This is a genomic window from Streptomyces sp. NPDC048600 (assembly GCF_055587025.1).
Map to the genome: position 1 here is coordinate 31,734 of NZ_JBVJGZ010000018.1, position 15,538 is coordinate 47,271.

At 75.1% G+C, this 15,538-nt stretch carries 9 protein-coding genes; 5 read left to right on the forward strand and 4 right to left on the reverse strand.

All coding sequences use genetic code 11. The annotated features are described in order from the left end of the window. Window positions 1–129: 129 nt before the first annotated feature. The gene (locus ACZ6SQ_RS23615) at window positions 130–561 is read right to left on the reverse strand and encodes a peptidase inhibitor family I36 protein (RefSeq protein ID WP_389330652.1); all 432 of its coding nucleotides are present in this window, start codon (window positions 559–561) and stop codon (window positions 130–132) included. Between the two features lie 231 nt (window positions 562–792). On the opposite strand from ACZ6SQ_RS23615, the gene ACZ6SQ_RS23620 reads away from it, so the two are divergent. From ACZ6SQ_RS23620 to ACZ6SQ_RS23640, 5 genes are all read left to right on the forward strand, one after another. After that, window positions 793–1,953 (forward strand): helix-turn-helix domain-containing protein, encoded by a 1,161-nt coding sequence (locus ACZ6SQ_RS23620; RefSeq protein WP_469565219.1) that lies wholly within the window; start codon window positions 793–795, stop codon window positions 1,951–1,953. A 261-nt stretch (window positions 1,954–2,214) separates the two neighbouring features. Then, on the forward strand, window positions 2,215–5,235 hold the full coding sequence (locus ACZ6SQ_RS23625; RefSeq protein WP_469565221.1) for a type 2 lanthipeptide synthetase LanM family protein: 3,021 nt from the start codon (window positions 2,215–2,217) through the stop codon (window positions 5,233–5,235). A 220-nt stretch (window positions 5,236–5,455) separates the two neighbouring features. Beyond that, entirely contained in the window at window positions 5,456–5,656 is a 201-nt protein-coding gene (locus ACZ6SQ_RS23630) for a hypothetical protein (RefSeq protein ID WP_389330642.1), read from the forward strand. A 120-nt stretch (window positions 5,657–5,776) separates the two neighbouring features. Then, window positions 5,777–8,740: an ATP-binding protein gene (locus ACZ6SQ_RS23635; RefSeq protein ID WP_469565223.1), complete on the forward strand. Its 2,964-nt coding sequence runs from the start codon at window positions 5,777–5,779 to the stop codon at window positions 8,738–8,740. Between the two features lie 257 nt (window positions 8,741–8,997). Further along, a complete protein-coding gene (locus ACZ6SQ_RS23640) occupies window positions 8,998–10,851 on the forward strand; it encodes an AfsR/SARP family transcriptional regulator (RefSeq protein ID WP_469565225.1) in 1,854 nt (617 codons plus the stop codon). A 68-nt stretch (window positions 10,852–10,919) separates the two neighbouring features. On the opposite strand, the gene ACZ6SQ_RS23645 is transcribed toward ACZ6SQ_RS23640, so the two are convergent. Genes ACZ6SQ_RS23645 through ACZ6SQ_RS23655 form a run of 3 tightly spaced genes read right to left on the reverse strand, consistent with a single transcriptional unit; the run spans window position 10,920 to window position 15,536 of the window. Then, window positions 10,920–13,049 carry a prolyl oligopeptidase family serine peptidase gene (locus ACZ6SQ_RS23645; RefSeq protein WP_469565227.1) on the reverse strand — a complete coding sequence of 710 codons (2,130 nt, stop codon included), beginning with the start codon at window positions 13,047–13,049 and terminating at the stop codon, window positions 10,920–10,922. 31 nt (window positions 13,050–13,080) lie between these two features. Further along, the gene (locus ACZ6SQ_RS23650) at window positions 13,081–14,625 is read right to left on the reverse strand and encodes an MFS transporter (RefSeq protein WP_469565229.1); all 1,545 of its coding nucleotides are present in this window, start codon (window positions 14,623–14,625) and stop codon (window positions 13,081–13,083) included. After that, window positions 14,622–15,536, reverse strand: a complete 915-nt coding sequence (locus ACZ6SQ_RS23655) for a DUF6895 family protein (protein WP_469565231.1) — start codon at window positions 15,534–15,536, stop codon at window positions 14,622–14,624. Before ACZ6SQ_RS23655 ends, ACZ6SQ_RS23650 begins: the two co-directional genes overlap by 4 nt. Window positions 15,537–15,538 lie beyond the last annotated feature (2 nt).

Genomic DNA, 15,538 nt, shown 5'->3' on the forward strand with positions numbered 1-15,538 from the left:
CGTCCCCCCCCCCCCCCTCCCCCCCCACCCCCCCCCCCCCCCCCCCCCCCCCCCCCCCTCCCCCCCCCCCCACACTCCCCCCCCCCCCCCCCCCCCCCCCCCCCCCGCCGCGTCAGTGCCGGGGCCCGGTCAGCCGCAGCTGCTGGAGATCCACTTGTGGGAGCGGACCTTGTACGTGCCCGCCAGGTTGCCGCCGTGCTGCTGCCGGGTGCAGCCGATGCGGTTGGAGTAGTTGGCGCCCAGGTAGTACGCGACGCCGGTGGCGGAGCTGGTGCCGGCGTTCCACACCGACTTCACGTTGGTCGTGGCGGCCCAGGAACACCTGACGTTGCCGCCCTGCCAGTCGGGGTCGGCCTCGTTCCACTGGCACTTGCTGCCCGTGAAGTTGGCGCCGGTCCAGAAGCAGACGTGCCCGGACGGGCAGTCCACCGCGGCCGGCTTGACCGGGGCCGCCGACGCGGAGGAGGTCGGCAACGCCAGGGCCGTGGCGGCGGCTGCGCTGACCGTGAGAACCGCGAGCAGCGGGGTCGTACGAGTGTGCCGGCGAAGGGAAAGGCGCATGGGCCTGGTCTCCTCGGAGGTCGGGGACGGTCGTGCGGACGGCTCGAACCTGGCAAGACACGACCGGGCCGGACAAGGCCGAAGCGGCCCACTGGGACGCCGGGACGTCATCCCACGTCCTACCTGGCGTATTCCGGGTTCATTGGGACGGCCATGGGACGCCTTTGGTGGCAGAGTGTCGGCAAAGCCGCCAGACCAGCGTGCTGTTGGGGATGCCGAAGGGGGAAAGGCGTGTCCGGATGCCCAGAAACAGAGCGGTTCGCCGCGCTGCTGCGTTCGCTGAAGAGCCGGTCCGGGCTGAGTTACGACGCCCTTGCAAGGAAATCCGGACTGGCCAGTTCCACGTTGCACCGCTACTGCCGGGGCACCTCGGTGCCGCAGGACTATGGAAGCGTCCACCGGCTGGCCACGGTCTGCGGCGCCACCCCTGACGAACTGCGCACCCTGCACCGCCTGTGGGCACTCGCGGACGCGGAACGGGCCGCCAGTGCCGCCGCCTCGGATGCCGCCGTCTCCGAGATCCCCACCAGTCCTGGTGCCGGTGCCGGTGCAACGGAGATCGACCAGGGCGCGGACGACGAGGTGGCATCTCTGGTCGACCAGCCAGTCGGCGAAAGGGGCCCGGACCCCGACGAGTTGTCCGACGCCGAGCCAGGGATCCGGCCTTCCGGACGGTCACGTCGGCTCCGGCTGGGCACCTCCGTCGTCTCCGCCGCCGTCCTCGTCGCCGTCACCGTCTCCGCCTGGGCCCTGTCGAACAGCAGATCGCCCGACGGCGGCGGACCCCGCACCGGTGACAACCGGCCCTTGTTCTCGGCCAACTGTCCGCCCGTGATCGCGATGGGCGAGCACGACGAATGCGTGCGAGAGGTGCAGCGCCTGCTGCACACCAAGGGCGCGGACATCGACGTGGACGGCGACTTCGGGCCGCAGACCCTGCGCCGTGTCACGGCCTTCCAGGTGCTCGCCGGACTCCAGGCCAACGGGGTCGTCGGGGAGCCGACGAAGAACGCGCTGTACACCTCGCGCGTCCGGATGGCCGTGTGGTCGCCGCAGAGGGTGCGGCAGCGGGTCCGGGAGGTGTTCCCCGAGGCGCCGGACAAGGCGGTGGCCATCGCCGACTGCCAGTCCTTCCTCGACCCGCTGCACATCCTCCCCAACACCAACGGCACCCGGAACTGGGGCCTGTTCCAGATCTCCGACACCCGGCTGCGCGAGCTGGGCGGCACACCGCGCCAGGCCCTGGACCCGGAGTGGAACATCCAGGCGGCCCGGAAACTGTGGAGCCGGGACCATGACTTCGGCGACTGGCCGCACTGCGAGCGCGCCGTCGACGCGCCCCGGTCCCCCACGCCCCGGCACTCGACCTCCGGAGGCCTGCGCTCGCTTTGACCCCCTGCCCGGAGGCGTGGGGGACGGCCGAGTACAGGTGGTACGCGAGGCCGCGGGGCCGCGCCGCGATACGCCCGCCGGGCGCGGCCTCGTACGGACACCGGGCACTGAGCACCGAGTCCGGCATTCGCGGGCCCCGTACAAGCCCGGCGTGCACGGGGGCCCGTAGAACATGGGGGATTCTCCCCCATGCGGTGTCCGCGCCCGCCGTACGAGGATCGGGCCTGTCGGTGACGGCGGGCCGGACCTCGGGGAGGGACGATGGCGGCGGAGACCGGACAGGGGTGGGCCTCGGCCGCGCTGTCGGGCATCGAGCGGTGGTGGGAGGCCGGACTGGTCCCCGCCGACGCGCGGCGGGAGCGGCCGGACTGGGCCGCGTTCGCCGAGGAGGCCGCCGACGCCGCGCCCGAGGAGGCCCTCGCTCCCGAGGAGGAGTATCCGGGGCTGAGCGGCTTCGCGTGGGTGCTGCGGCCCTTCACCCGCTGTGCGGGCGAGCGGCTGGAGCGGCGGCTGCCGGCCCGGGCGCGAGACCTAGTGGACCTGGACTCCGTACGAGGGGACCTGGAGCGGCATCTCGGGGCGCGGCTGGCGCGGGTTGCGGCGCGCACGCTGGTGCTGGAACTGCACGAGGCGCGCACCGCCGGACGGCTCGACGGGGACGACTCCCGGGCCAGGTTCCGGCATTTCCTCGGGCGGGTGGCCGCCCGGCGGGGTCTGACGGATCTGCTGGCCGGACGGCCGGTGCTGGCGCGGATCCTGGGACGGGCGGCGCTGGACGCGGCGGACGCGATGGCGGAGGCGCTGGAGCGGCTCGCGGACGACCGCGTCCTCCTGGCCGCCGGGCTGTGGGGGCAGCCCGGCCGGGACCCGGGGCGCCTGGTGGGGGTCGAGCCGGGTGTGGGCGACGGGCACCGGGGCGGCCGCGGCGTGATGCTGCTGCGCCTCGCCGACGGAAGCCGGCTGGTGTACAAGCCGCGGCCGCTCGCCGCGCACCGGCACTTCAACGATCTCGTCGGCTGGTTCGGCCGACTTCCCGGTGCCGTGGAACTGCGCACTCTGGAACTGCTCGACCGGGGCGCGTACGGGTGGGTGGAGTTCGTCGAGGCGCGGCCCTGCGCCTCCGACGCCGAGGTGGATGCCTTCTATCGCCGCCAGGGCGCGCTGCTGGCCCTGCTGCATCTGCTCGACGGGACGGACCTGCATCACGAGAACCTGATCGCGGTCGGCGCCCATCCGGTACTGGTCGACGTGGAGACCCTGTTCCACCCGCCGCTGCCGGGTGCCGAGACGCAGGACCCCGCCGCCCGTGCCCTGCACGACTCGGTGTACCGCGTCGGGCTGTTGCCCCAGCTCCTGGTCGGCGACCACAGCGCCCTGGACGTGTCCGCGGTCGGCGGCGGCCGTGCGGCGGTGTCGCCCGTGGACCGGGCGGACTGGGCGGACGCGGGCACCGACCGGATGCGACTGGTGCGCAGGGCCGGGCGGTTCGACGAGTCCGCCAACCGGCCGCGGCTCGCGGACGGTACGCCCGTCGAGCCGGGGGCCCATGTGGAGGCGCTGTGCGCGGGGTTCCGTGCCGCGTACTCGGCGATCAGCGGAGCCTGGGACGAACTGCTCGCCGCGCCGGGCCCGTTGACCGCCTTCGCCGACGACGAGGTACGCGTCGTGCTGCGGCCCACCTGGGTGTACAGCATGCTCCTCGACGAGACGACCCACCCCGACCTGCTGAAGGACGCGGGCGAACGGCAGCGGGTCCTCGCGACGCTGCGCACCGGCCGGTTCGGCGTGCTGCCGGAGCCTGGTGCGGTGGAGGAGGAGATCGCCCAACTCTGGTCCGGGGACGTGCCGTTGTTCACGGCCCGGCCGGGCGGCGAGCGGCTCCTCGGTTCGGACGGCCTGCCGGTCGGACGTGTCGGCCTGTCCGGGATCGCCCGCGTCTCCGCGAAGCTGGCGGCCCTGGACACCGTCGACCGGCAGGACCAGGAGTGGATCGTGCGGGCCGCGATGGCGACGGCCTCTCCCGAGCCCGCGCACCGGCCCGCCGCGGGCAGGCGTCCGCGGACCGCGCAGCTCGCCCCTGAGCCGGAGCGGCTGCTGTCGGCGGCCCGGTCGCTCGGTGACCGGCTCGTCTCCCTCGCCTACCGCGAGGGTCCCCGCAGCAACTGGATCGGCCTGGAACTGCTGGACGACCGCTACTGGCGCATCGGCCCCATGGCCGCCGACCTGGCCGGCGGCTACAGCGGACCGGCCCTGTTCCTCTCCCAGTTGGCGGCCCTCACCGGAGCCGCGCACTACGCAGAGGCGGCCCGTACGGCGCTGTCGCCGGTGCCCGCACTGCTCGAAGCGCTCGCGGCCCGGCCCGGCGACCTCGGCACGGTGGGCTCCGGGGCCTTCTCGGGCCTCGGCGGCATCGCGTACGCCCTCGCCGAGGCGGCCCGTCTGCTCGACGACCCGGATCTGCGCGCGGCGGCGCCCACCGCGCTGCGCCTGGCGGCCGAGGCGACCCGCACGGAGAACGATCTCGGCCTGGGCACGGGTGCCGCGGGCGGGCTGGCCGTACTGCTGGCCGCCCACCAGGCCGACGGGGGCGCCGGGCGGGGGCACCTGCGGGCCGCGCGGGACTGCGCCGACCGGCTGGCCGCCGCCGACCTCACCTCCCTCGGAGGGTCCTTCACCAACGGGACGGCCGGCGTCGGTTGGGCTCTGCTGCGCTTCGCGGACGCCTGGTCCACCGCCGGGGTAGGGAGCGCCGACGCCGTGGAGCACCATCGCAGGGCGGGAACGGCCGCACTGCGGGCGGCCGTAGGCGGGGGTGACGGCGAGGCGCGGGCGTCCGCCTGGTGCGGCGGGCGTGCGGGGATCGCGCTCGCGGTGCTGGACGCGCCGGGCGCCCTGGACGACCCGCACCTCGCGGCCTGGGCCCGGGAACGCGCCGAGGAACTGGGCCGGGCGCACCCGGCTCCCGACGACAGCCTCTGCCACGGGGAGGCCGGACTGTGCGAGCTGCTGGCGCACGACGCGCTCCCCGAGGCACGCCGCCCCTGGGTCCGCAGGGCCGGGGCGCTGCTCGCGTCCGTCGAGCAGGCCGGAGCGCGCGGCGGCGCCCCGGACGGCGTCCCGCACCCCGGCATGCTGACCGGTCTGGCCGGGATCGGACACGGCCTGCTGCGCGCGGGCTTCCCGGAACGCGTACCGTCCCTGCTCCTCCTGCGACCGACCGGCCCCGGGACCATGACCACGATCAGCCCCGGGACCGGGACCGACCCGGCGGCCAAGCTCTGACGCCCATGCCCGGCACGGCCCACGCCCCACGCGCAGGGCCGGACCCCGGCCCTCAACTTCCGCCCCCGGCACCGCCGTCGGGCCCACCGCACCTCACGGCCGCACCACCGCAGCTCTCACACCGCACCACAGCACTCCACATGCCGCACACCACCGCACCACGCACGGCCCGGCACGACCACCACCACTGCTGCCCACACGAAGGACGAGGCGAGGGACCATGCAGATCACTGACTCGGTGAGGTACGTCGACGGCGGGGCGAACGCGGACACCGCGGGCCAGGAGCACCCGGTCGGGGAAGTGACACTCGGCGCGGGCGGCGCGCTGGGGCTGCGCGGCCGGCTGCTCAGGACGGCGGAACTCGACACGGCCGCCACGGTGGACGTGCCCTTCACCACCGGCACCATCACGCTGGCCTGAGGCAAGGGCGCACCCGCCGCCCCGCGAACCGCCGGGGACGATGACCGGAAAGAGTAGGTGGAGGCCGGGGGGCTCCCCGGCCCTCTGCCATGTGCACAAAGGATCACGTAGCCTGCGCACATGCGTGCGATGTCGTCGGTCATCGTGGGGCGGGACGCCGAGATCGGGCTGCTGGGCAGTGCGCTCGACGGTGTCGGCAAGGGCGCCGGACAGGCGGTGTTCCTGCTCGGTGAGGCGGGCATCGGCAAGTCGCGGCTCGTCGGCGAATGCGCCCTGCGCGCCTACGCCCAGGACATGGCGGTATTGCGGGGCCGCGCCACGTCCACCGGGCTGGTCGTGCCCTTCCGGCCGCTGGTCGAGGCGCTGGCGTCGCGGTTCAGGGCGGCCGGCGCCCCGGACGACCCCGAGCTGGACCCCTACCGGCCCGCGCTGGCCGGACTCGTGCCGGAGTGGCGGTCCGCCGCGGCGGCCTCCGGCTACGCGATCTCGCTGGTCGAACTCGCGGAGGCGCTGCTCAGACTGCTGGCCGTGCTCGGCCGCGAGCGGGGCTGCGTCATCCTCCTGGAGGACCTGCACGACTCCGACACCGAGACGATCGCGGTCGTGGAGTATCTCGTCGACAATGTGGCCGGTCTGCCGGTCCTGCTGGTCGGCACGCTGAGGCCCGATCCCGGTCCGGCGCTTGACCTGGCGCTCGCCGCGGAGCTGCGCAACACGGCCGAGTTACGGGAGCTGGGGTCCCTCGCCGAGGACGCCGTACGGGACATGGTGGACGCGTGTCTGGGCGCTGCTCCGGGTGAGGTGCCCCCGGCCGCGCAGCGGCATCTCGCCCGGCGGGCGGGCGGCAACCCGTATCTGGTGGAGGTGCTGCTGGCCGACCTGGTGGACACGGGGTGGCTGAGCCGGTCCGACGGCGGGTGGCTCCTGGCCGAGCAGGGCGAGCCGCCGGTGCCGACCGGGGCGGTGCGCAGCTGGGCGCGTCGGCTGGACCGGCTCGACGAGCCCGTGCGGGAGCTGCTGCTCGTCGCGGCCACGCTCGGCGGCCGGTTCTCCGTCGAGGCGGTCGGTGCCGTGACCGGGTTCGACGACCGGGCGCTCTTCGCGCATCTGCGGTCGGCCTCGGAGGCCGGGATCATCGCCCCGGACGGGGCGGCCCACGACCGCTACACCTTCCGCCATGCCCTGACGGCGGAGGCGCTCAGGGCGTCGCTGCCTCCCGCCGAGCAGGCCGCGCTGGCCCGCCGCGCGGCCGCGGTCATCGAGGGTTCGGCCGTCGAACTGTCGGGCGAGCAGCGTCAGTTGGTCGCGACGCTGCGGCTGGCGGCGGGCGACACGGCGACCGCCTCCCGCCAGTTCGCCCGGGTCGGACGCCAGATGCTGGACGCGGGTGCGTCGGGTTCGGCGGCCGTGCTGCTGGAGCGCGCCCGCGGACTGGCACCCGACGGGGAGCGCGACGAGGTGACCGTGCAACTGGCGATCGCCGAGGCCGAGTCCGGCCGTCTGGACACCGCTTCCGCGCTGCTCGACGACCTGCCCGCGGCCGTCGCCGGGTCCCGCGCGGCGGAGGAGCGGGCGCAGGCGCACACCCAGGTCGCCTGGGTCGCCACCATGGCGGAGCGGCCGAAGGAGGCACGCCGCCGGATCGGCGCGGCCCGGGCCCTGCTCGGGACGCCGCCGCGCCCGGAGCAGGAGGCGGCGCTGGTGGTGGTCGAGGGGCATCTCCTGCTGCTGCCGGAGCAGGACGGCCCGCGCGGGCGCGAGCGGCTCGAGGAGGCGGAACGTTCCGCCAGGCGGGCTGCTCTCACCGCGGAGGAACGCGGCCGGCCCGTGGTGGCCTGCCGCGCCTGGCAGTTGCTGGCGCTGCTGTCCCGCGAGCGGGGGTTCGACGAGGCCGACGCCTGTCTGGTGCGCATGCTGACCGTCGCCGAGCGGCACCGCCTCGCGGTGTGCCGGGCCGAGGCATTGGTGCGGCTCGGCACCAACGCGTTCCTGCGGACCGGTGAGGCCGCCCAGTTGGAGTCCGCCCGGGCGGCGGCGCACGAACTCGGCTCGCTGGCCCTGCTCCAGACCACCGACGGACTGCTCGCCATGCAGGCTGTCCTGGCCGGCCACTGGGACCGGGCCAGCGAGATCGTCGAGCGGTGCGTGGAGGCCAGCGCCCGCCTGCAGAACCTGTCCGCCCACCGCTATCTGCTCCTCGTCGACGCCACCCTCGCCGCACACCAGGGGCGGGCCCGTCAGCAGGAGCGGGCCCTGGCGCGGTTCCGCCGGGCCGGCGGCGAGGAGTCGATGCTGGTGCCCCTGCAGCACGGACTGTGCCTGGCCCTGGGCGCGTTGATGGCCGAGGACCGCGCGCGGGCCGCCGCCGAACTCGACGCCGCCTCGGCCTGGGAGCGGGAACACCCCAGCTTCTTCTACCTCAGCGGCAGCTACGGGCTGCGCCCCCTGCTGCGCGTCCTCGCCCGCGACGAGGACGGCCCCCGGGCCCACCGCGAGGCGCTCGCCTCACCCGGCGGGCAACTGGCCTGGAACCGGATGTTCCTGGGCATGGCGGAGGCACTGCTGCGCGGCCGGGAGGGCGACGAGACGGGCGCGCTGCGCTCCTTACGGGAGGCTCGGCGCTCGGCGGACGCCTTCCCGCAGGCGTGGCATCTCGCCCTGCGCCTGACCGCCGAGGGGGCCCTGGACGACGCGTGGGGCGAGCCGGTCGTCTGGCTGCGGACGGCCGAGGAGTACTTCCACGAGGCGGGCGTCCAGCCGGTCGCCGGGGCCTGCCGGGCCCTCCTGCGTCAGTCGGGCGTCAGCGTCCCGCAGCGCCGCGAAGGCCGCGAGCTGATCCCCGCGGAACTGCGCGCGGCCGGCGTCACCCCACGCGAGTACGAGGTGTTCGTCCTGCTCGCCGAACGGCCCGGGAACCAGCAGATCGCCAGCCGCCTGTGCATCTCGCCCCGGACGGTGGAGAAGCACATGGCGAGCCTGATGACCAAGACCGCCAGCGCGGACCGCTCGGCGCTGTGCGCGCTGTCCGCGCAGCGGGCACAGGACCAGGAGCCACGCGGCCGGCAGGCACCCATGCCCCGCTAGGGCCTTTCGGCGCGACGCCACGGAGATCCGCCAGAAGGCCCTGGCCAAGGCCACCGGCCAAAACGGCGCGTCACGGCCGCCGTTGATGGGGGCCACCCGCACCGGTATGGGGGCGCCGCCCCCATGTGTGGGGGTCCGTCCCCCACAACGCCCCCGCCCGCGGCAGGAGTCTGCGGGCCCGGTACCGATGTGCGACGCGGCGGCCACGGCGGATCATCGAGCGGCCGATTCCCTTCGCCCCCACGGAGGTCCGCTCGATGCCGCGTCCGACCGCGCAGCCCGCCGTGTCACCGCCCGCAGCACCGCCCGGCACGCTCCGGTTCTCCGTCCTCGGCCCGCTCGCGGTGCACCGGGACGGCCGCCCGCTGCCGCTCGGCCCGCTCAAACAGCGCGTCGTGCTGGCCGCGCTGCTCACCTCCGCCAACAGCCCGGTCTCCGTGGACGCCCTGACGGACACGGTGTGGCCCGAGGAACCCCCTCGTACCGCCCGCAAGAACCTCCAGGTCTACGTCAGCGCCCTGCGCACCCTCCTCGCGGACGACGACCGCGACCGTCCCCGGCTCTCCCACACGGGCGCCGGCTATGTGCTGCGCGCGAGCGAGGACGAGCTCGACCTGCTGCGCTTCCGTGCCCTCGTACGCAGCGCCGAGGCGCGGCCCGCGAGCGCGGCCGCCCCGCTGCTGGGGCAGGCCCTCGGCCTGTGGCAGGGGCCGCCGCTGGGCGAGGACCTGCGGCGCTCGCTCCGGCTCGCCGAGGAGGCCGAGCGGCTGGAGCTGCGCCATCTCACGGCGTACGAGAGCTGGGCGGAGGCGCAGTTGCGGCTCGGCGGCGCGCCGACGGTCGTCGAGGGGCTGCGCGACCTGGTGGAACGGCATCCGCTGCGGGAGCGGCTGCGGTCCGCGTGGATGTGCGCGCTGAGCGCGTCCGGCCGGCAGGCCGAGGCACTCGCGGTGTACGACGACTACCGGCAGCTGCTCGCAAGGGAACTGGGCCTGGAGCCGAGCGGTGCCATGGCTGCGCGCTACCGGGCGGTCCTCGCGGGCGACGAGGGCTCGGGGGCGGACCCTGACACCGGCCCCGCGCGGGCCCGGCACGGCTCGGGCCGATGTCCGACCACGGCCGCGCTGCCGCCCGACCTCGCCGACCTGACCGGCCACGGCGAGGAACTGCGTGACCTCCTCGACCTGCTGACGGACGACGTCCTCGGCGGTGTCGTGCTGCTGTCCGGTCCGGCCGGCTCCGGGAAGACCGCGCTGGCCGTACGCGCCGCGCATCTGCTCGGCGACCGCTTCCCCGACGGACGGTTCTTCATCTCCCTGCGGGACCCGGACGGCCGCCCCCGGCCACTGGACGCCGTGCTCGCCGAGACCGGCGCCCTCACCGGCCGCCCCGCGCCGCAGGGGCCCGAGGCGTGGCGGGCGTGGCTGGCGGAGCGACGCGTGCTGGTGCTCGTCGACGACGTGCCGGACGAGAGTGCCGTACGCCCGCTGCTGCCGTCCGGCGGGCTGGGCAGGGTGCTGCTCACCGCACGCGGCCAGCTCGGCGGTCTGGCTCCCGTGCACCGGCTGCCCCTGCCTCCGCTCGGCACCGCCGAGGCCCTGCAGCTGCTCTGCGGGCTCGTCGGCCCGGGCCGGGTGCGGGCCGACCGGGAGGCGGCGCTGCGGATCGTGCGGGCCTGCGGCGGGTCGCCGCTGGCGGTCCGGGTGAGCGGGATGCGCCTCGCGGTGCTGCGCCATGTCCCGCTGCGGGAGTTCGCCGACCGGCTCGGCGACCCCGCCGGAGCGCTGGACGAGCTGACCTCCGGGGACGTGTCCGTGCGGCGGTGGCTCGCCCGCGGCTGGGCGGCGCTGCCCGAGGACCGTGGCCGGGACGCGGGCCGGCTCGCCCTGGGCACCGGGGACGGCCCGTTCGGGCTGGCCGAGGCGGCCGAGGCCCTCGGCTGCGACGAGCGGCACGCGGTGCGGGTGGTGGAGGAACTGATCGAGGCCGGCATGGTTACCTCGCCCTGCGCGGAGGTCACCGCCCACGCCGCCCAGTACGAACTGCCGCATCTGATACGGCTGTACGTGCACGCCGCCCGGCCTGCCGCACCCGCGTCGGTCCAGGGATGACCCGCTCCCGGCGGTCTCGGCTCAGCTGACCGCCGGTTCAGCGTTGACCGGCCCCCGGCGGTCCCGGCTCAGCTGACCGCCGGGCCGGGATCCTCCGGGGCCGGCAGGCCCACGTGCCGGGCCAGGAAGGCGAGGCATTCGGCCTGAAGGGCCGCGGCGCGGGACGCGGACCGGTCGCCGTGGCCGACGCCCCGCTCCAGCCGCAGCAGCACCGGCCCGTCGCCGGTGGTGGCGTGCTGGAGGGCGGCGCACATCTTCCGGGCGTGCAGCGGGTCGGTCCTGGTGTCGCCGTCGGCGGCGGTCAGCAGCACCGCCGGATAGGCGGTCCCCGGGGTGACGCGGTGGTACGGGGAGTAGCCGTACAGCGTGGGCAGCGTCTCCGGGTCCCGCGCGCTGCCGTACTCGGGCGTCCAGCTGGGGCCGAGCCCGGACAGCTCGTAGCGGACCATGTCCAGCAGCGGCGAACTGCACACCACGGCCGCGTACTTGCCCGGCTGCTGAGTCAGTGCGGCGCCGACCAGCAGCCCTCCGTTGGAGCCGCCCATGCAGGCGAGGCGGCCGGGCTCGGTCCAGCCCTCCTCGATGAGCCGGTCGCCCGCGGCGGCGAAGTCGTCGAAGGTGTTCTGCTTGTTCCTGCCGCTGCCGGCCAGATGCCAGGCCTCGCCCTCCTCTCCCCCGCCGCGCAGCCCGGCCCAGGCGAACACCCCGCCGGCGCTGACCCAGGCGAGGACCAGGGCGCGGTAGCGGGGCGACATGGTGCGGCCGAAGCCGCCGTACCCGGTGAGCAGCGCCGGGCGCGGCACGTCCGGGCGGCCGGACGGGGAGATGACGAACATCCGCACCGTCGTGCCGTCGCGGGAGGGGAAGGCGATCTGACGGGTGACAGCGCCGTCGGCGCCCGCCGTGCCGGACATTTCGCGCTCCCAGCGCGTCACCTCGAGCGTGCGCGCGTCGAAGCGGAGCACCCGCGGCGGTGTGACGAAGTCGGTGTAGGCGAAGTAGGCCTCATGGCCGCCGGGGACGGCGGAGAAGTCGCCGACGGCACCGGTGCCCGGCAGGGGGAGGGTGGCGATCCGCCGGCCCTCCACCAGGTCGTGCACGGTCACCTCGGCCACCGTGTCACGGGTCCAGGCGACCAGGCCGAGCGGATGCTTCAGCTCCGGTCCGGACAGCACGACGACATGCGTCAGCACCGCGTCGGGACGCTCGGGCACCACCTCCCGCCAGGCGCCGGGGCCGAGGTGGAGCTCGTCCGGCCGGCAGGCGACGACCCGCCCGCGGGGGGCGTCGCGGTCGGTCCGCAGCCACACCGGGTCCCGCGGACCGCTGCCGGGCACCGCCCGCAGCCGGGTCGCGGCCGTCCTGCCCTCCTGGACCGGCCGCCACCGCGGGCGCTCCGGCGGACCGTCGTGCAGGTCCGCCAGATACAGATCGGTGCCGCGGCCGGTGCCGAGTGTCGCCGTGACACCCAGCCAGCGCCCGTCCGGGGTGACCGAGACGCTGTAGAACTGGGTCCGGTCCCGCCCCTCACCGAAGACGAGGGCGTCCGTCGCCGGGTCGGTGCCGACCCGGTGCAGATGGACGCGGCGGTGGTAGCGCGCCTCGCCGGGGTGGGCGCGGGGGTCGAGGTTCCTGACGTAGTAGAACGCCTCACCGCCGGGCAGCCAGCCGACCGACGTCCTGCGCACCCGGTCCACGGGCCCGTCGACGATCCGGCCGGTGGCCACGTCGAGCACCTGGAGCAGGGAGTCCTCCGTGCCGTCCCGGGACACCTGGAAGGCCAGCAGGGCGCCCTCCACGGAGGGTTCCCAGGCGTCGAGCACCGTGCGTCCGGACGGGTCGAGCGCCACCGGGTCGAGCAGCACCCGCTCCGCGCCGCCGGCGTCCGCCACCATCAGCACCGGGTGCTCCTGACCGGCGCGCTGCCGCTGCCAGAACTGCCGCTCGCCGCGGACCTCGGGAGATCGGACGCGGTCGACGGCGTCGATCGCCGCGACCTGCGCCTCCCACTGCCCCAGGTCCTGCCAGGTCGCGCGCTGCGCCGCGTAGAGCGCGTCCTGCCCGGCGCCCCAGCGCAGGGTCGCGGCGGACTCCGCGTCCTCCAGCCAGCGGTACGGGTCCGGGACGCGCAGCCCGTGCAGTTCCTCGACGACGTCCTGCCGCTCGGCGTCCGGGTGGCGGTGGGCCTGCGAAGTCACGCGATCCTCCCTCATCCGTCGACGTGACGGGTCAGAGTTCGTTGGAGCGGTTGATGACGCAGGCGGAGAGTTCCTCCTCGTCGTCGCTGTGGGCGACGACCTCGATGCCGTCGTGCTCGGCCGGTTCGGGGTCGTCGGCGGGACGCGTGTTCTCGACCGGCTCGGGGTCGTCGGCGGGTCGCGTGTTCTCGGGCATGGCCGTCCTTCTCGGGTGACGGCGTCCGGCGGAGCGGACGCGGGTGGACGTACGGATCCTGGAGGGGGGAGCGTCCGCGCCTGCGGCGCTGTCCGTCTCCGGCAGGGCGGCCCAGGCGAAGACGCCGGCCGCCACGACGACGAGCCCCGACACGGCGAACACGGTGTCGACGGGGCCGAAGCCGACGCCGCCCACGGAACCGTCGACGCCTCGCAGCACGGAGCCCGCGAGCCAGCCGGACAGCACCGCGGACAGCATGGAGGCCAGCTTCGTCACCGGGTAGAACACCGCCACCACCCGGCCCCGGAACTCCGCCGGCGCGGCCGCGAGCAGCAGCGGTGACATCGCGGTGTTCAGCACGGTCAGCGGAACGGTGAAGACGAACAGCAGGGCGACGCCGCCGATGAAGCCGCTCTGCCGGGAGTACGCCACCAGCAGCACCCCGCTCACCAGCAGGCCGATCCAGGTGGTCCGGCGCGCCCCCAGCCACTGCACCACCCGGCCGCCGCCGAGCGCCCCTGCGATGCCGCCCGCGCCCATCGCCATACCGAGGTATCCGTAGAGATGGGCGTCCGCGTTCAGGTTGTCGGTGGTGAAGAAGACGTTGAGGGTGCTCAGCGCCCCGACCCCGAACTGGCCGATCACGGCAAGCACCAGCAGCGCCACCAGGAACCTGCTGCCCGCGAAGAACCTCAGCCCGTCCACGAACTCCCGGCGCAGTCCGTCCGGCCGCCGCTCGGCGGTCTTCTCCGCCACGTCCCGCGCGGCGGGCACGCGGATGGCGCGGATCGCGATGTACGACACCACGTACGTGAGGCCGTTGAACAGCAGGGCCCACTGCAGACCGGCGGTGAACAACAGCGGTGCGGCGAGGGGCGGTCCGATGATCCAGGCCGTCTCACCGGTCGCCTGCGCGATGCCCGCCGCGCGGGCCCGGTCCGCCTCCCCGGTCACCAGGTCGGCCAGGACCGCGAAGCGCGCCGGGGCGAAGAACTGGCCGGCCGAATGCAGCAGCAGGACGGTCACATAGACCAGGGCCAGCCACACCCCGTCGGCGAGGGCGGCGGCCGGCAGGAAGGTCACGGCGGTCAGCACCGCCACCAGCACGCCCCGGACCACCTCGGTGCGCAGCATCGTGGCGCGCTTGTCCCACCGGTCGACGAACACGCCCGCGAGCGGTCCGACGACCAGCACGGCCACACTGGAGGCGATCAGGATGCCGCTGACCGCCATCGGCGCCCACGGCTCGTCCTTCGCCAGTACGGTCGCCACCCACAGCACCAGGGTCGTGCTGAAGACCGCGTCGCCGACGGAGGAGACCGCCTGGCCGAACCAGAGCCGGGTGTAGTCGCGGTTGATCAGCGTCGGCGGCCAGGTCATGACGGCCTCGGCGAAGAGACGATCAGCGCCGTCAGGGCGGTGACGAGGGTCGTGTGGTACGCCTTGCGGAAGAACTCCCCGTCCGTCGCCGACGCGGGCGCCCGAAGCGCCGCCGACCTTCCCGGGATCGACCCGTCGGGCCGCTGGACCCGTACCAGGCACTCCACGGCTGCGGCGCCCTCGGGCGTGTCCAGCGGCTCGCCGCCCAGGACGAACTGCGTGAGGACCAGCTCCACGGCCAGGTCCCACAGGTCGTGCTCGACGCAGTGCAGCAGCATCCGGCACACCAGGTCCCGCGCGTGCGCCAGCGCGCCGCCGCCCAGACCGGGCGCGCTCCGCCCGAAGTCGCTCGCGTAGAAGCCGGTGTGGGTGAGGGCGTACGCCTGCGGAACGGTCAGCGGGCTCCCCTCCTCCGGCTCTGCGGCGCGGAGGGCGACGAGCGGGCTGAGCGGGAGCAGCTCGGCCATCGGCTCGACACCGTGGCGGACCCCGGCCTTGTCCGCGTAGTAGCGGACCTCGACACGCTGGTACGGGGACTTGTCCCGCGGCGTGAGGAACCCGGGGTCCAGCCGGTCGAGCGCCGCACTGACCTGGGTGCCGTCGATGCCGTCGGGCGCCAGCGCGGCGAAGATCAGCCCGTACGTGGACGCGTACCGGGGGGTGTCCTCGAACAGCCGCGGGAGGCCGGGGTCCTGCCAGAGCTTGCGGACGAGGGCCGTCGCCCCGCCCAGCACGTCCGGCGGGTCCGGGAGGCGGGACGCGCAGTGGCAGAGCAGCGCCAGTTCCAGCGCGGCCTTCGCCTTCCCGTGGGTCGACGACCGGGCGCTCGCCGAGAACGGGTCGAAGAACTCCACGTTCGCGTCCAGCCAGCGCAGCGCGCCGCCGGAGAGCCGCTCCAGAGGTGAGGACATGT